Origin of the sequence: Alteromonas sp. BMJM2, from assembly GCF_027257845.1 — a bacterium.
GTDB lineage: Bacteria > Pseudomonadota > Gammaproteobacteria > Enterobacterales > Alteromonadaceae > Alteromonas.
On the sequence record NZ_JAPVOT010000019.1, the window covers coordinates 1 to 16523 of the forward strand.

At 43.9% G+C, this 16523-nt stretch carries 16 protein-coding genes; 6 read left to right on the top strand and 10 right to left on the bottom strand.

Annotation, left to right across the window (positions count from 1 at the left end; translation table 11 throughout):
- Positions 1-309: 309 nt before the first annotated feature.
- The 4 genes from O9X84_RS15970 to O9X84_RS15985 all read right to left on the bottom strand — a co-directional run bounded on the left by O9X84_RS15970 (position 310) and on the right by O9X84_RS15985 (position 3101).
- Positions 310-1170 carry a class II glutamine amidotransferase gene (locus O9X84_RS15970; RefSeq protein WP_269520687.1) on the bottom strand — a complete coding sequence of 287 codons (861 nt, stop codon included), beginning with the start codon at positions 1168-1170 and terminating at the stop codon, positions 310-312.
- Positions 1171-1383: 213 nt separating this feature from the next.
- Positions 1384-1869 (bottom strand): inner membrane protein YiaA, encoded by a 486-nt coding sequence (gene yiaA, locus O9X84_RS15975; protein WP_269520688.1) that lies wholly within the window; start codon positions 1867-1869, stop codon positions 1384-1386.
- 10 nt (positions 1870-1879) lie between these two features.
- Positions 1880-2689, bottom strand: coding sequence for a DUF2145 domain-containing protein (locus O9X84_RS15980; RefSeq protein WP_269520689.1), 810 nt, complete (start codon positions 2687-2689; stop codon positions 1880-1882).
- A gap of 7 nt (positions 2690-2696) precedes the next feature.
- Positions 2697-3101, bottom strand: coding sequence for a hypothetical protein (locus tag O9X84_RS15985; protein ID WP_269520690.1), 405 nt, complete (start codon positions 3099-3101; stop codon positions 2697-2699).
- A 131-nt stretch (positions 3102-3232) separates the two neighbouring features.
- Between O9X84_RS15985 and O9X84_RS15990 the strand changes: the two genes are divergently transcribed.
- The 6 genes from O9X84_RS15990 to O9X84_RS16015 all read left to right on the top strand — a co-directional run bounded on the left by O9X84_RS15990 (position 3233) and on the right by O9X84_RS16015 (position 8900).
- Entirely contained in the window at positions 3233-3967 is a 735-nt protein-coding gene (locus O9X84_RS15990) for a helix-turn-helix domain-containing protein (RefSeq protein WP_269520691.1), read from the top strand.
- 188 nt (positions 3968-4155) lie between these two features.
- Positions 4156-4374: a VF530 family protein gene (locus O9X84_RS15995; protein WP_269520692.1), complete on the top strand. Its 219-nt coding sequence runs from the start codon at positions 4156-4158 to the stop codon at positions 4372-4374.
- Between the two features lie 162 nt (positions 4375-4536).
- Positions 4537-5271, top strand: coding sequence for a methylamine utilization protein (locus tag O9X84_RS16000; RefSeq protein WP_269520693.1), 735 nt, complete (start codon positions 4537-4539; stop codon positions 5269-5271).
- Between the two features lie 8 nt (positions 5272-5279).
- On the top strand, positions 5280-7607 hold the full coding sequence (locus O9X84_RS16005; protein ID WP_269520694.1) for a GGDEF domain-containing phosphodiesterase: 2328 nt from the start codon (positions 5280-5282) through the stop codon (positions 7605-7607).
- Positions 7608-7621: 14 nt separating this feature from the next.
- Positions 7622-8449: a DUF3034 family protein gene (locus O9X84_RS16010; protein WP_269520730.1), complete on the top strand. Its 828-nt coding sequence runs from the start codon at positions 7622-7624 to the stop codon at positions 8447-8449.
- A gap of 4 nt (positions 8450-8453) precedes the next feature.
- A complete protein-coding gene (locus O9X84_RS16015) occupies positions 8454-8900 on the top strand; it encodes a group I truncated hemoglobin (RefSeq protein ID WP_269520695.1) in 447 nt (148 codons plus the stop codon).
- 77 nt (positions 8901-8977) lie between these two features.
- Here O9X84_RS16015 and O9X84_RS16020 read toward each other — a convergent pair whose 3' ends face one another.
- The 6 genes from O9X84_RS16020 to O9X84_RS16045 form a co-directional block, all read right to left on the bottom strand.
- On the bottom strand, positions 8978-12283 hold the full coding sequence (locus O9X84_RS16020; protein WP_269520696.1) for a glycoside hydrolase family 2 TIM barrel-domain containing protein: 3306 nt from the start codon (positions 12281-12283) through the stop codon (positions 8978-8980).
- 167 nt (positions 12284-12450) lie between these two features.
- Positions 12451-13350 (bottom strand): MBL fold metallo-hydrolase, encoded by a 900-nt coding sequence (locus O9X84_RS16025; RefSeq protein ID WP_269520697.1) that lies wholly within the window; start codon positions 13348-13350, stop codon positions 12451-12453.
- A 221-nt stretch (positions 13351-13571) separates the two neighbouring features.
- The gene (locus O9X84_RS16030; protein ID WP_269520698.1) at positions 13572-13820 is read right to left on the bottom strand and encodes a DUF1653 domain-containing protein; all 249 of its coding nucleotides are present in this window, start codon (positions 13818-13820) and stop codon (positions 13572-13574) included.
- Between the two features lie 88 nt (positions 13821-13908).
- Positions 13909-14979 (bottom strand): DNA polymerase IV, encoded by a 1071-nt coding sequence (gene dinB / locus O9X84_RS16035; RefSeq protein ID WP_269520699.1) that lies wholly within the window; start codon positions 14977-14979, stop codon positions 13909-13911.
- A gap of 225 nt (positions 14980-15204) precedes the next feature.
- The gene (gene nqrM, locus O9X84_RS16040) at positions 15205-15438 is read right to left on the bottom strand and encodes a (Na+)-NQR maturation NqrM (protein ID WP_032095528.1); all 234 of its coding nucleotides are present in this window, start codon (positions 15436-15438) and stop codon (positions 15205-15207) included.
- Between the two features lie 21 nt (positions 15439-15459).
- Positions 15460-16488 (bottom strand): FAD:protein FMN transferase, encoded by a 1029-nt coding sequence (locus O9X84_RS16045; RefSeq protein ID WP_269520700.1) that lies wholly within the window; start codon positions 16486-16488, stop codon positions 15460-15462.
- Positions 16489-16523 lie beyond the last annotated feature (35 nt).

Genomic DNA, 16523 nt, shown 5'->3' on the forward strand with positions numbered 1-16523 from the left:
ATCGATTCCACAATAGTACGGATGTGTATTAGTATAAAAGTTCATTGAGTTTTCTCCCTTGGTTTGGTCGCCTATTAGGATAAACTTAGTTTATGCTGATAGGGAGGAGGCTCAATGATTATCAAAAAAATTAAGTCACTCACTTCGTTCGCTGGGACGCACACATGCGGGGCGGCTTCGCCATTATGCCCCACATGCCTGCGCCCCTTATTTGAAAGTTATTGACCGTCCGTTCATTGTTTTTTGCTGCCTGTCGGGTCAACGAAAATTTCGAGCAAATGTGTCAGATTAGATATGAGCCACTACACGTCAGCCTTGGTTTTCATCAGCTGGCGGTTCTCTTTCAATATCTGGGTCGGGAGATACCATTTCAGATTCTTTCTTGTGTTCAGGTACATCTACTTTGCCAGCAGCAATCACTTCTCCGTCTTGCCACAGTTTCCATTCCCCTCGCTCGTAAACATCCCACTGCTCATCATTGGTTAGGGGCTCTGTGGCAATAATACTCACTACGTCTTTCGGTGTGGTCTCTGCTGCAAAATCAATGGCTACTTCCACATCCTTTAAACACGCTGGCCCAAACGGTGCTCTTCGGGTAATACTGGCTAATTTTGTACTGCAAAACGTAAACAACCAATCGCCATTACCCAACAAACAATTAAAGACACCTTGCTTGGCATAGGCTTGAGCTAATGAAACAAGAGACTCGACCAATTTCAGAGGTGATGTGTCTCGCGGTAAATGTTGTCGTACGTGGTTCATAATGTCGCAAAACATTTCCTCGCTGTCGGTATCGCCCACAGGCTCATACATGCCTTTTACAGCAGAGAAGCTGGGTAGTTGGCCGTTGTGCGCAAACACCCAATATTCACCCCAGAGCTCACGGGCAAAGGGATGAGTATTCGCCAACGTGATGTTACCAACATTCGCCTGTCGAATATGGCAGATGGCGGTTTTGCTTTTGATGGGTAATGTAGAAACAAAATCCGCAATGGGTGATGTAGCGCTAGGCTCTGGGTCGTGAAACATCCTTACGCCTTTACCTTCGTAAAACGCCACTCCCCACCCATCTTTATGCGGGCCAGTCTCACCACCACGGCGAGTAAGCCCGGTAAAGCTGAAACATAAATCTGTTGGTGTATTGGCACTCATGCCTAAAAGTTCGCACACAGCGTTTATTACCTATTGCAGTTATTTAATTAAGTACGTTGAGAATACGCAAGCTATCGAGTTGAATCAATTCGACATTAGGTAGGTGTATCGCTTTTTGTTGCAGGTATAAGCGTTGCTTTAGACAACGTAAAGTGGCTAGGAAATTTAATGGGGTCAGAGTCGGTTATTCTTATATTTAATAACATAAGACACTCTGACCCCATTTATTTTTTATACGGTTTTCGGTGAGTCCTCAGCCTCTAAAGCGTTGTACTCTTGTTCATTGTCGGTCTTGCGAGACTCGATGCTTGCCTTACGTGATTCGCCGATAACATGGCTATCCCGTACGTTTTTCTGCACCGTGATAGCGGCAAAAAGGCTTAGGGTGAAGGCCATGCCGAAGAAACCTTTTTCACTCAATAAGAGTTCAGCATTTAATAGACCTATTACTAATAATACGATGGCTGATACGGTGGCCACGGCAGATGCTAAAAAGTACGCTTTGGTAGTCGGCACGCCTTCCATCTTATCGCGTACCGTTTTTTGCAAACTCACCACTGAAAATAAGCCAAACAACATGATTGTGAAATAGTACCCTTTTTCGTTCAGGGCCATAGGCGCGTTATATAAACCTATGAAATATGCGCCTACTCCTACAATGAGTGCTGCTAGTGACGCAATACGAAAAGCTTTAGTGGGTTTATTAAGATTTTGCATAGTAAAACTCCTAAATATTCTTTATTTGACCCGTATGGGTAAACGTAACTGCCTTGTTCGTTAAATCGTACTTTTGCATATAGCGGACAAGGCTACCAAAGGTGGTGGTTTCTACCTTGCGGCCGTGGTCTGACAGCGTTACGCCATCGCTAAACATACTTGCCATTCCAAGTTTAGCCCTGCTCATATGTACTTTTTGCGGCGTGAAATGCGCTTTCGCATTTACCTTTAACTGCGCAATATCTGTCGTTGAGTACATTGCTGCGTTCAATACATCAAGGGTGTATTCAGTGCAGTTTTGACGTTCGCTATTAAACGGATTGGCCACCACCGAATACCGAGAATTGTGAAGTAACTTAGCGTTGTCATCACGGTATAGATTTATCAAAGCCTGTTGCACCTCTACTGACGGAATAATAATTCCTGCTTCCAGCGCATAGGCACTCCAGAAAAAATCTACAGGATAATCCGTTATTAAGTGACTTTTGCCCTGGTCTTCAGCGTCTTGATACAAATTGTGTATGGCATAACCTTTGGCCGTATTACCATCGCTCAGCTGAATACTCGAGTAAATAGCAATTGCGGTATGGGTAAAGCGAATGCCTTTTGGCATATCTTCAATAGGTCTGCCACGCCTTGCGATAATAAATGCCCGCGCGCCTTCACTTGCCGCATACTTTTCCACATCTTTTGAAAAGGTCGCAATCGCTTCTGGTGTAAAGCTAGGCTTACCATGCTGCTGGCTTCCCGCGTGTACGTTTTGAAAGCTAGACATTAAGAGTACAAAGACAAACCCGATTGAAGTTAACAAGGTTTTCATACCTAACCTACCGCTTAGTATTAGTGGTAGTGGTAGTTACTTTTGTTTTAGTGGTAACCACTTGGTTTGGGGCAGGGTCGGCAGTAATAATTGTCTCGGTAATAACCAAAGGCTGGTTATGAGCCACGGAAGATTGGTGGCTTGCCTGATGAAGGTTGCCAGCACTTTCATCCACCACGCTTTCTGTCAAAGCGCTTCCCGCTACGACTACACTCCCAGTCAGTACCACAGGTACTGCTACTACCGCACTGGCTACTGAGGCCGTGGTCGCTAAACCTTCAGATGCGGCTAGCGCACTGTGCTTACTGGCTTTACCACTATGGTTAATAGAATCATCTGCCAATGCACAGTGGGTAAGAAGCGCACTACTTAGTAATGCAGTTAACATCAATGTTGAACGTGTATTTTTCATATCACTTGCTCCTAGTGTGTTAAGACAAGGTTTGCCTGAACACGTTCTACACTAGAGACAAGAATAAATTTCGTAAACCAAAATGATTAATGTAGTATTAAATTACACCATAAGTATAAAATATTAATACCATGAGCCAAATTACTCTTGTTTATAACACATTAAAACAATGCTTACGCGAACAGCGATTCACTTATAAGCAGCTTGCAGAAACCCTTAACGTGAGCGAGGCAAGCGTGAAGCGTAATTTCTCCTTACAAGCGTTTAGCCTGGATAAATTAGAGCAGATTTGCGAATGCTTAAATTTGTCACTAAGCGACTTATTTAGTCTTTCACAAAAACATCAAGAAAAGATTTCACAGCTATCTGAACAACAAGAAATGGAGCTGCTCGCTAACCCCAAGTTACTCCTTGCCGCGGTGTGCGTAAGAGACGGCTGGCGCTTTGCAGAACTTATCGAATATTACGATATTGATGAAGTGGAAGGCATTAAGCTAATGACAACCCTCGATAGACTTAAGCTTATCGAGCTGTTGCCGAACAACCATTACAAACTGCTTATTGCTCAAGATTTTCGCTGGATCCCCGGCGGACCACTAGAAAAATTTATGGAACAAGAAGTGATGGTGAAGTTTATGGACCCGAAGAAGAACGAGCAGTGGATGTTTCGCTTTTACTTGCGAGGTCGCTATTCCCAATCATCTATCTCTATTATTCAACGACGTTTAGAACAACTTAGGCAAGAGGCGGCCAAACTAAGCAGCGAAGACAACGACTTGCCAATTGAAGAACGTCAGCATGTGGGGTTACTTATGGCAATGCGGCCTTGGGAGCCTTCGCTTTTTGAGAACATGAAACGAAAATAGACTGGCAAGGGTATATCTGGGGTCAGAGTAAGGAAGTAATTTGACGTTTAGTGTAAGTCTTAACACGCCAAAATAATCGTTCATTACATTCAGACAGGCGCTGACAAACGATTGGAATGATCGCAGAGCCTTCTACGATGGCTATATTAGGTATGTTACCATAGTAAAAAAACACGCTTGGCTACCACATGACAGAACAACCAAATAACCCCCTTCACGGTCTTACCCTCGAGAATATAGTAACCCAACTGCACGAGCGCTATGGGTGGGAAGGTCTGTATTACCGAATTCGAATTAATTGTTTTAACAACGATCCTTCTATTAAATCGTCGCTTAAGTTTTTACGCAAAACTCAGTGGGCACGGGATAAGGTTGAGCAACTTTATATACAAACATTTTCTAAGTAGCATTGATTTAAGATGGATACACACGCAGGTTAGTGTTTTTGCTTGTCTGTTTTGAGAACGAAAGTGTCAATCAACACCTTAATAGTGTTTACTTTTTAATGTACTAAGAAGTACAAATACTGCTATGTTTAGCAAAACGAAAAACACCGAAGGGAATAAACCATGATTAAGCAACTTGTTGAATTTCGAACGTTGTTAAATTATGCGCTGCTCCTTACATTAAGCTTTTCACTGTCATGCGCTGCAGCTACCAGCACAGTCACCGTTGTCGACCAAGACAATAAGCCTGTCAGTAATGCTGTAGTCGCTTTTCTCCCCATACCCAACGAGCTTAACACTTCCTTAAACGCAACTACCATCGCTGACCAAGAAACAGCAAAGCGAGCTGACACTGCCAATATCGATAGCGACAATGAAAACGTGGCCATTATGGACCAAGTAGATAAGCAGTTTTTACCTCGCGTTATCGCCATTCAAAAAGGCCAAAGGGTCAAATTTCCTAACAGTGACGATATACGTCATCACGTTTATAGCTTTTCCCCCACTAAACCGTTCGAAATAAAGCTGTATAAAGGCTCAAGTGTCGATCCTGTTTTATTTGATAAGGCAGGTATTGGTACTCTTGGCTGTAACATACATGACGATATGGTGGGGCATATCTACGTGTCCGACGGCGAAGTAACTAGCGTGTCTGACAGTAACGGCATCGCGAGCTTTGACCAGTCAGTGCCAGAATCTGTGATAGTGTGGCACGAAGACTTATCGATAGATGGCAGCCTTAAAGTGAAAGTAATCCTAGAAGAGAGCGACATTACCTCTGTTGCGAGCGTTACGTTAGTCCGCCGCGCTCCGCCCCCTAAAAAGCGTACCTTCGGTGCTAGCCGTTTTGGCGGTTGAGGAAACCTTTGAAGTCTTATTCTCTCAATCAACACGTATTTAGACTGGCTGCAGGGCTGGTTTTACTGTCTACTTTAGCGATACTGTTAAGCGTGTGGTCGTCGACCACTGAACATGCCAAACGCGAATTAGCAGAGAGTCTTGAGGTTGCACGCTACGTGGTAGCAGAGGTTTTTAGTAATCGTGAAGAGCAACTATTTACTAACGCGAGAGTACTTACTGATGATTTTGGTTTTAAAAGCGCAGTAGCTTCACAAGATAACGCCACCATAACAAGCACTTTAGAAAACCACGGTAACCGAGTTGGCGCAGACATGATGGCATTGCTTTCGTTGTCGGGCAGTATTACCAGCAGCACCTCTGAAGGATTGCAGTCTGGACAACAATTTCCCCACCCTCAACTAGTGCAAAATGCGCTACAACAAGGTGGTGAGAATGCATTTATTGTAGTGAACAATGAGCTATATCAAGTGTTACTTTTACTTGTTGAAGCGCCCAACCCCATCGCTATCGCTGCTATCGGCTTTAAAATCGATGAACCCGTTTTAGCTCGTTTAAAATCAATTACCTTGTCTGATGTTGCTATTGTGGCAGAAGAAAAAGACAGCATCGTTTTTAGGCAAAGTACGCTCAGCGAAGCGCAAGAAAATTATAAGCGTGTAAACGGCGTAGACGAACTGTCTTGGTTATCGTTTATTCCTTCAAACCAAACCCAGCTCATTACGCAATACATTCCGTTATCTAGCGATAGTGAGACCAAGATTACACTAGAGCTTTCAGAGAGCGCACAGACTCTTTTAGCCGAGTTTGCCAAACTACAAAAGCAAATTAGCATTATTGCCGCCCTGCTTCTTGCGATCTCGCTTATTATTGCTGCATTGTTTGCAAAACGGATATCACGGCCACTACGTCGATTATCCACAATCTCGCAAGAAATAGCCGCGGGTAAATATAATCAAAAAACGTTCGTTGCTTCCCACACAACGGAAATTGCGGCGCTTTCCGACTCTTTTCAGTCTATGCAAAGCAACATTCAAATGCGCGAGGAGCAAATTCAGTTTCAAGCCAGTCACGACTTGCTAACGGGCTTAGTTAACCGCTATCACATTGCCGATGTCATCAATACAAAGTTGTATAACAAAGAATCTTTTGACGTAATCGGGATAAACATTCTTAGCTTTCGAAATGTGAATGATGTGTTTGGTTATAGCAACGGCGACTTATGCTTACATACTTTAGCAGGGCGCTTAGATAAGCTTGGTGGTATGGCAGCAAGACTAAATGGTGGTGAGTTTTTGTGGATACCCGAATCTAGGCTCAGCAATAACGAATTAGCGGCTATTCAAGCTGAACTTGAAGCCCCTATTTACGCCGAAAGTGTTGTGATTACATTAAAGCTGTCTTTCGGTGAACTACACTGTCCTGAAGATGCCGATGACCCTTCTACTTTACTAAAACGCCTCGCGATTACATTAGACCATGCGCGCCATTTGCCAGAGCACCGCGTTCGCTACAGCCCCAATTTCGACGCTGAATACACGCGGCGTATTAGCATTATTACCGAATTAAAGCAGGCTCTGCACCGAGATAGCCCTGAACTGTCTTTGGTTTATCAGCCCAAGCTGAGCTTAGACACTGGCTCGATAAGCCATGCGGAAGCGCTCATGCGCTGGACCAGCAAAACTCTTGGCTTTGTGGGCCCAGATGAATTTATACTTGTTGCCGAACAGGCAGGGCTGATAGGAGCGGTTACCGATTGGGTGATAAAGCGCGCTATTAATGATACTAAGACATTGGTGGATAATGATGTAGAGGTGTGCGTTGCCATTAATCTATCTGCCAAAGACATATTGAATAAATCACTTCTGCCACAAATAAAATCACGTATTGCAGAGGCAGGGCTATCACCCACTCAACTTGCCTTTGAAATAACAGAAAGTGATTTAGTCAGTGATGCCCAGGGTGTATACAGTGAACTTGGTTTGTATCGAGAGGCGGGGTTTACTCTGGCAATCGATGATTTTGGTACCGGTTATTCATCACTTTCGTATTTAAAAAGCTTACCGGTTAATGAACTTAAAATAGATAAAAGCTTTGTACTGAATTTAGACAAAAACCAAAGTGACCAACAGATAGTCAAAACCATTATCGACTTAGCGCATAACTTTGACTTAAAGGTGATTGCTGAGGGCGTTGAAACCCTACCTAGCCTGTCGTTGCTTAATCAATGGGGGTGTAATTATGCCCAAGGTTACTTTATTTCTCGCCCGGTACCGGTAGAGCAGTTTATGCAATGGTACAAAGACAACAAAAAAACTGATTGGTTATCACAATGAAACACTGCACGGCGATGTTATGCGCCCTTTTATTGATTGTTTATAACAATGAAGCTCTCGCTGGCGACGGTAAATTACTTGGCACTGCAGGGCTTATCCAAGTTGAAGGCTCTGGTGGTGGCGGCATTGTTCCGTGGGCAACGTTGGCTGGCTATGATACGCAAGATCAAGTATCGGTTAATGCTGTGATGACACAAGTTGATCTTGATGACTACCGGCTCAATGTTATGGGCGTTTCCGCTTCTTTCTATGACCGTATCGAAATAAGTGCAGCCCACCAGCGCTTTGACTTGAAAGCGCTTGGAGGCGATATTAGGCAAAACATATTTGGCGTGAAATATCGCCTTTATGGTGATGCAGTTTACTCCCGCCTGCCCCAAGTCAGTGTAGGCCTTCAACACAAACGACTTGAAGACGGTGCCATAGCCGACTTAGTTAGCGCTGACTCATCATCAAACGGGACCGACTATTACATTGCAGCGACTAAAATTCATTTAGGTGCTGTAGCAGGTTTCAATGCGGTGTGGAACGTGACGGCGCGAGCTACTAAAGCCAACCAGCTTGGTTTACTGGGGTTTGGCGGTGCTGAAAACAACGATTATGAAGTTATGCTTGAAGCCTCAGCAGGTATATTGCTCTCGCGCAGCGTTGCCATTGGCGCAGAATATCGTCAGAAACCTGATAACTTAGGTTTAGGTGAAGATGATTGGGTAGACTACTTTGTTAGCTACATCCCCAACAAACACGTTGCGCTTACCCTTGCTTGGGCTGAACTTGGCAGCATTGCAGGTGCACAAGATCAAAACGGCCTGTATCTCTCAATAAATGGCCAGTTATGGTGACATCATGTTGATAACGCGTATTCTCCCCCTCATCAGTTTTGTAGCAATTATTGGCTTTAGTGGCTGCTCTACCAGCGTTGGTGGCCAGAACCCATCATCAAGCGTATACGCAGAGCTGGGCGGCAGTAAAAAGGTAGAAGAGATAGTAGAAAACTTTGTTGTTGAGATTGAGCGCGACCCCGTTATTCTCGCCTATTTTGATGGCGCAGATATTAATCGCTTTATCGATAAATTAAGTGAACAAATATGCCATCGCACCGGCGGCCCCTGTGAATATTCAGGCGATACTATGGAGCAAGTGCACGGTGGTATGAATATTACTGAAGCTGACTTTAACCGCACAGTCGACTTACTGATTAAGGCAATGAACAAGGCAGACGTGCCCCATCCGCTGCAAAACAAAGTGCTAAGAGTGCTTGCTCCCACTCGCGACGAAATGCTTTATTTATAACCTTTTAAACGCTCTGCTTTAAAGCGATTTACTCAACCGTAATAGAATCACAGCCGCTACTGCGGCTGTGCTTTTAGTTACTGCACCTGAATACTAAAGCTATAGTGATAGTCTCTCCACGGTAACGTGTATTTAAACAGTGGAGGACTCATCCACGAATCAGTACCGGCAACCCCTCGCTGCTTAAAGTCGATATTCACGAAGGGCGCATTTTGCTTCGGTATTTCATGAGGATGAGAACCTGTTTTTGTTAGTCCATCGTAATCGAGTATATCGCGATATTCAGCATTGAAACCGATGGTTGGCGAGCCCATAAAAGTAATGTGTGGACGTACATTTGCACTGCTGCCTAACGGCTTGTCAGCGTAAAAACTTACCTCGTAAACGTCTGTGCGATGCCCATTTTCTTGAGGACGAACGTAATCATGACCTAAATCAGAAATAGGCATGCTATAACGTTTGAAAAAGGCCGCTGATTTTCTGTCCCAGTAATTCTCGAAGGGGCCTCGTCCAAACCACGATACTAAGCTGTAATCATCATTTAGCTGCAGTCGGTGCCCAATTCGTGGAAGTGCAGCCTGAAAACGGTGAGGCGCGGCTAAAAGCCAAACGTCTACGTTTAAACCAGAGGAGTTTATGCGGTAAGTTGTTTTATAACGACTCTCTAGCAACGGAAAGTAGTGCTCGGTAGTCACTGAGTAGCCGTCGTTAATCAGTTCAGACGTCATTGAGACTAATTCAGCGCGCTTATCCACACCTTGCCAAACCGCACTTTTCTCTGGGAATCCCTCGCCATAGTCATTGTCGGTAGGAGCGCGCCAGAACCAAGGAACTAATGGTGACTCAAGCAATTGATGATTATCAGCCTCAATGGATGATAACCATCCCGATTGAGTATCAATCGAATAGCGCGTGTTGTTGGCGCGCATTACCCATTGATTTTCTTTCTTAACCAACTGCTTTTCATTCGTCTGCGGCTCGTTGACTAATTCCCCATTTACTTTTTCACCATGCTTCAAATTTTGCAAAGGCTGAGCGTAGTGAGCTTTCGAGATATCTGCAGGATACGCTAACTGTACTTTTGCTATTTCGTGACCTTGAGGCAGTGCCTTAGTCGCCTTATTCAACATGAAATAAAGTGACAGGTGATACCGGGTGTATTTTTGACGTTGGGTGTTTATAGAGAGCGCAATGGCTTTTTTAGCACGAGGTGCAATGGCTAAGGTACCTATTTCGCCAGTTTCAACTACTTCCCCGTCAGCAAGTAATTCCCAGCGAAGCTGCATATCATTCGTGGAGGTGAAAAATCGTCTATTTTCGATAATAATTTCATTTCTCTGAGCGGAAGTAAAGGCAACATCAATATCTTGATAAACATACTTTACTTCATGAGCATGAGGATGTAATTGACGAGTCGCTGTGAGCAGCCCATTCGCAGAAAAATTACCGTCGTGATATTGCCCCTCTTCTTCAAAGTCTCCACCATAGCCCTGAAATTCAATACCTGAGGCGGTTTCAGTAGTAATCGTCTGGTCTACCCAATCCCAAATAAACCCTCCTTGCAGCGGTTTATGTTTGCGTATTAACGCCCAATATTCACTGAGATTACCTACTGAGTTGCCCATCGCATGTTCGTATTCGCATAAAATCATAGGACGATCGCTACCGATTTCTACGAAATTTTTCATTAGATCTATTGATGCATACATCTGTGCATACATATCGGTATGAGGCCTTAGTTGAGCCTGCTCTGACATAACAGGCAGTGACGTTCTTTCTTTAAGCCAGTGGTATAAGTGTTCGATATTTGGGCCATCACCACTCTCATTTCCTGGCGACAACATCACAACTGATGCATGGTTTTTGCTAGCTTCGTACATATTGCGAATTCGATCCTCGTAAGCCGGTCTCCACGAGTCTATATTCACCATATGACGGTCTGGGCTATAGCTATGACCTTGGTTAGCAGCGCCAATACCGTGCGATTCAATATTTGCCTCATCGACGATATACAGACCAAGCTCGTCTGCTAACGCATACCACATTGGATGGTTGGGATAGTGTGAGTTTCTCACCGCGTTAATATTAAGCGACTTCATCAAAGAAATATCTTTTCGCATAGAATCTAGCGATATCACGTGGCCCGTAACAGGGTCGTGCTCATGTCTATTCACACCCTTAAACAAAACAGGCTGACCATTGATGAGTATATTGCCACCTTTCAGCTCGCTTTTGCGAAAGCCCAACCGCAACCAAACAATTTGCTTAGGAATGTTATTGTCATCGAGCAACTGCACTCTCGTGTTATATAAATTAGGCGTCTCGTGATTCCAGAACTCAATATTTTCTATCTGCGTTTTTGAAAATTCGACAGTGTAAGTTGTAGCCTGTGAGTGTGTTGAAGATGCTAGCTGTGCGTTCCCGTTAATAGCCTCGGTTTTATCAAAAACAGGATTACCGTTATCATCAAACAAGGTCATTCGCACACGTGCTTTTTCAATCACATCGCCAGTAATGGTGATAGATGACTCCAATGTACCAGCGGTATAGGTATTATTGAGCGATGCAGTTGTCGCGATATCCTGAATTCTGGTTTTCGGTGTGCGATAAATAAAAACGTCTCTTTCTATACCGCTTAAGCGCCACATATCTTGAAGCTCTAGGTAGCTTCCATCTGACCAGCGATACACTTCTATCGCCATCGCATTTTTTCCAGCAGTTAAATACTCGGTAATATCGAATTCCGCTGCAGTCTTGCTGTCTTGAGAGTAACCGACATAATGTCCATTCACCCAAAGTTTAAAGGCAGACTTTACCGCGCCTAAATAGGCAATTACGGTGCTGTCATGCCAGTCTACAGGTAGCGTGAACTGTTTCTTATAACGACCTGTAGTGTTTGAATCTATAGGAATATGGCCCAATGGTAATTCGCTTGAGTCATTTGCAAAGTCGGCCCGCATATTGACGTAATTAGGCTTGCCATAGCCATTTAACGACCAATTTCCCGGTACTTGAATATGACCCCATGACGCAGTGTCGTAAGTATTCTTGTAAAAATCGACCGCACCTAGGCGCGGCGACTGACTTAGACGAAAGTCCCATTCGCCATTTAGGCTAATATAATCTTCACTTTTCCATGGCGTGTAGGAAAACGTACCGGGGTCGGTAGTGAAAGCGTAAAAGTGGGAGCGCGCAGGCAACCTGTTTTGGCTAAATAAGGTATGGTCATTCCATGGGTCGGTAGCATCAATTTTACGACTACCTGTAGAACCATCTTCAGACACGGACTGAGCCTTAGCAGCAGCCTCCGCGCCAACTGTACAAAGTAAAGCTGCAGAGAGCCAAGTTAGGAATAAGCGGGACAGGAATGAGCGTGTAAACATAGTGCTACCTCTTCGAAATGAACAATCATTCTAAGGTAAACGTTTAACCTATGTAAAGGAAAGTGTTAGATTTATGTTAAAGTGAAATGATAAATGAAATCTGTGCCTAGAAGCCGTAGAACAAAAAATAAGTACTCTTCTACGGCTCTAGTACATACGAGCGTTAGTTATGCATCGTTATAAAGCGTGCTGATCCATTTTTCTTCGTTGATAAAGTTCCAACTCCATTTAGTCCACTTATCTTCAAGCCCTATTGCTTTTACCTCATCGAGGCTTTTGCCTTCTTGCTTAAGGGCTTTTACATAATCAAAAGTTTCACTGATCATGTTAAGGAATGTCGTATATTCCGCCTTAGTGCCTACACCACCGTGGCCTGGAATAATCATGGTGCTATCGTCTATCTTCGTCAGTATATGCTCTACAGACTCCATATACCCTACTACATTGCCGCCTGCTCCTTGGTCTATATAGGGAAACATGCCGTTAAAAAATAAGTCGCCTGTATGCATAACATTTGGCTGTTCGATCCATACAACACTGTCACCATCGGTATGACCCACAGGAAGGTGCATCACATGTACCGTCTCGTTGTTAAAATATATTTTGATACCGTCTTCGTAGGTTATAGTTGGCAAGGCGTCAGGCTCAACGTTCTCGTCTCCCGCTAAACGTACCCGAACGTTTTCGTGAGCAAATATGGTGGCGCCTTTGTGGCTGTGGAAAAAGGCATTCGAGCCTGTATGGTCACCGTGATAATGGGTGTTTATCACATACTTAGGTTTGTCACTGCCTAGCTCGCCAAGTTGTGCGGCAATTTTTTCCGCAAGCGGAGCAAACTGATCATCAATAATAAGCACGCCATCTTCACCCGCGGAGACACCAATATTACCGCCCATTCCCGTTAGCATATGCACAGCACCTTTAATAGGTGTTGCTTTTACTTCAACATTAGCGAACCTATCTTGGGCAAATGATACAGAGGTTGGTAACGCTACCGCCGATAGTGCAACTATTGCTGCCGCTATTACCGACAGTGAATGTGTCGATGCTTTTTTTGCTGTTTTCATTCTTATTTCCTTGGGTGGGTAACCTGTACTTGCAATGCTGCAACTACTTTAACGCTATTAATTTAACAGCCATTTTATCGATTACTAAAATGTAGCAGCTTGATTGGCAATGCTAATTAGTTGCTAACGATTTTGCGGACGATTAACCTTAACTAGCATTAACTAATGGCCGATATTAAGCATAAAATTTACTATGCATTCACTATGGCTAAATCGACGTATTAGATCATTTTTTCACCGTCAGGAATATCGCCCACATAAGCAAAGCGCAAGATTTCATTTCCGTCACGCTCTACTGTTTCTGTAAACATATCGAGAGGGCGAACCCACAGTGCACGTTCTCCGTAACAGGGCCTGTATACCACCAGTTTCGATTCATCCTCTGAATGCGTGGCAACCTCATACACATCGTACATATTGCCTTTGTAATGCTTGTAGCGGCCTGGAGTAATTAGCTGTTTCGTTTCCATTGTGAGTCCTTATTTTTAGCTAGCTTTATCATAAGATTGCGTTTGTTAGATGGCTTAGCGCTATTTGCTTAGCTAGGCTGGCTTGGCGTTAATCGTCAAAAGGTAAGATCAATTGCTGTGTTGATTGATGGGCAGCTAAACCTATGTGTATTCCTACTAGGCGTATTCCCCGTCCTTTAGCCCGTTCAAAAGCCTCTTCCATCAGCGTTGCAAAGTAATGCTCTTCAAGCATGGCATGTCGATGCTCAACGGTAGTCAACTGAAAATCATTAAACTTAAGCTTAACGCCTTGTGTTCTCAAACGCACAGGCTTCCCGGTTCTTTTCTTGTGATTTTCCATGCGCTCGTGGAGCTTTTCGAGTAGATGGGGAAGGAATGCCTTGCACTGTTCAATCGTCTGAATGTCGTCACTTAAGGTACGCTCTACACCAATTGATTTTCGCTCGCGAGACACCGACAATTCGCGCTCATCAATACCATGGGCCCTTTCCCACAATACACTGCCAAACTTCCCAAGTTCTTTTTGTATTCGTTCAAACGGATACTGTCTCACATCGTTACAGGTATTTAGCCCCATGCGTGACAACTTTTGCATTGTCACTTTACCCACTCCAGGTATCTTTTTAAGGGGCATATTGCGAACAAACTCATCAAGATTATCCGGCGTAATTACACAAATGCCGTCGGGTTTGTTTTCATCACTCGCTACTTTTGCAACGAACTTACATGGGGCGACCCCTGCTGATGCGGTTAAACCTAATTCGCTTTCGATTCTTGCGCGGATTTCCTGAGCTATCAACGTAGCGCTGCCGCCGCAAAACTGACTTTTAGTCACATCAAGGTATGCTTCATCTAATGACAATGGCTCTACTATGTCTGTGTAGTCAGAAAAAATTTTACGAATTTTTTGAGACTCGCTGGCATAAGCGTCCATGCGGCCTTTTACTAAGGTAAGATTTGGGCACAGCTTCATGGCATAAGCGGTAGCCATTGCGCTACGTACGCCGTATTTTCTTGCTGGGTAGTTACACGTTGAAATCACGCCCCTGCGGTCAGAACTTCCTCCTATCGCGATGGGAATATTCTTAAGCGCAGGATTATCCCGCATTTCCACTGCGGCATAAAAACAATCCATATCAACGTGGATGATTTTTCGCATTTAAACTCGCATTGCGGTGATAGTGTAGTTTTGAAGCACACACTTACACCAAGCTGTACATATAGACAGTATAGTAGCGACTAGCGAAGACTTATTCCAGTGTTGCATTGGCTTTTGATGTTTGAGCAGATGTATTAGGTAAGGACATTATCAGATTCAAAAAAGCCGCTATTGATGACTAGCGGCTTTATTTATTTTGGAAAAGTTGTACGGTCGCGTATTAAACTACAAAATTTGGTTTTGTTTCCATTCGTTTAATTTTTTCTGGCGGGCTTCTTCTTTTTCCATGCGCGACTTTTTGCGATCGCAAGGTTCTGGGCAGTCACAGGCTTTCTCTATACCGATTGCGCCTAATCCGCCACAACTTCCCGAAATAGTTTTTCGCTGCACCAAGTAACCAATGGCCATGGCTGCAACCATGGTCAAAAAGAAACCGAATGCGAGAATAAATGTAGACATACCTACCCCTTAGTTATCCCCTTAGTTATGTACTGTAACCAGTTTATCAAATTCTGGCGACGCATACTCCTCAAAACTATCTTCTGTGCGACGAATGAGGAATACAGCAAGACTTTCTTGCTCTGCCACTTCAATAGCCTGTTCCCATCCCATTACATTGAATGCCGTGGCAAGACCATCTGCAGTCATTGATGACGGATGAATGACGGTTACCGACACTAAGTTGTGGGATATTGGGTATCCTGTGGTTGGGTTGATAAGATGAGAATAGCGCATGCCATCTTCTTCGTAATAATTACGATAGTCACCAGACGTAGCCACAGCGTTTGTTCCAATCGACACCACTTTTTGAATTGCGCGCTCAGTAGTCACTGGCTTTTCAATAGCAATTAGCCACTCGCTACCATCGCCACGCAGCCCTTTAACTCGCATCTCACCACCAATCTCAACTAGGTAGTTTTCGATATTGTACTGTTCTAGAATTTCAGCAACTTCATCAACACCAAAGCCTTTCGCAATGGTAGATAGGTCAACATACACCATAGGATGCTGTTTCTTTAGACCTGTCTGAGTAGTACCTAATTTTTGATAACCAACAAAATTGCGAACATTGTCAATATCATCACGAGAAGGGACTTTTTCAGGTCGCTTAGTGGGGCCAAACCCCCATAGGTTTACCAACGGCCCTACTGTAACGTCTAATACACCGCCACTTAAATTGGCCAGCCGCAATGCCTCATTTACTACAAGTAAGGTATCATCAGAAACTGGAAAATTATCGGTATAACGATACTGATTAAAGCGAGATAACTCAGACGTGGGGTCGTAAGTTGACATCATTTTGTTAACGTTAACTAAACGCGCATCAATCTCTGCCTGAAGACCTTCTACCGCCTTACCTTTATCTGCCAAATACTTAACATTATATGTTGTGCCCATAGTTTGTCCCTGCAGATGCACAACAGGACGACTTTTGTCGCTGCAGCTTGCAAGCATTACCATGGCTATGGCAATAACAGCTAATAGAATTCGAACAAAAAATCGAATCACAATAGGTTCCTTACTCTATTTTTAACACAAACAAA

Bases quoted from the DNA above. Each gene is read 5' to 3' on its own strand.
- yiaA (WP_269520688.1), bottom strand. From the start codon at position 1,869: ATGCAAAATCTTAATAAACCCACTAAAGCTTTTCGTATTGCGTCACTA.
- O9X84_RS15980 (WP_269520689.1), bottom strand. From the start codon at position 2,689: ATGAAAACCTTGTTAACTTCAATCGGGTTTGTCTTTGTACTCTTAATG.
- O9X84_RS15985 (WP_269520690.1), bottom strand. From the start codon at position 3,101: ATGAAAAATACACGTTCAACATTGATGTTAACTGCATTACTAAGTAGT.
- O9X84_RS15990 (WP_269520691.1), top strand. From the start codon at position 3,233: ATGAGCCAAATTACTCTTGTTTATAACACATTAAAACAATGCTTACGC.
- O9X84_RS15995 (WP_269520692.1), top strand. From the start codon at position 4,156: ATGACAGAACAACCAAATAACCCCCTTCACGGTCTTACCCTCGAGAAT.
- O9X84_RS16000 (WP_269520693.1), top strand. From the start codon at position 4,537: ATGATTAAGCAACTTGTTGAATTTCGAACGTTGTTAAATTATGCGCTG.
- O9X84_RS16010 (WP_269520730.1), top strand. From the start codon at position 7,622: ATGTTATGCGCCCTTTTATTGATTGTTTATAACAATGAAGCTCTCGCT.
- O9X84_RS16015 (WP_269520695.1), top strand. From the start codon at position 8,454: ATGTTGATAACGCGTATTCTCCCCCTCATCAGTTTTGTAGCAATTATT.
- O9X84_RS16020 (WP_269520696.1), bottom strand. From the start codon at position 12,283: ATGTTTACACGCTCATTCCTGTCCCGCTTATTCCTAACTTGGCTCTCT.
- O9X84_RS16025 (WP_269520697.1), bottom strand. From the start codon at position 13,350: ATGAAAACAGCAAAAAAAGCATCGACACATTCACTGTCGGTAATAGCG.
- O9X84_RS16030 (WP_269520698.1), bottom strand. From the start codon at position 13,820: ATGGAAACGAAACAGCTAATTACTCCAGGCCGCTACAAGCATTACAAA.
- dinB (WP_269520699.1), bottom strand. From the start codon at position 14,979: ATGCGAAAAATCATCCACGTTGATATGGATTGTTTTTATGCCGCAGTG.
- nqrM (WP_032095528.1), bottom strand. From the start codon at position 15,438: ATGTCTACATTTATTCTCGCATTCGGTTTCTTTTTGACCATGGTTGCA.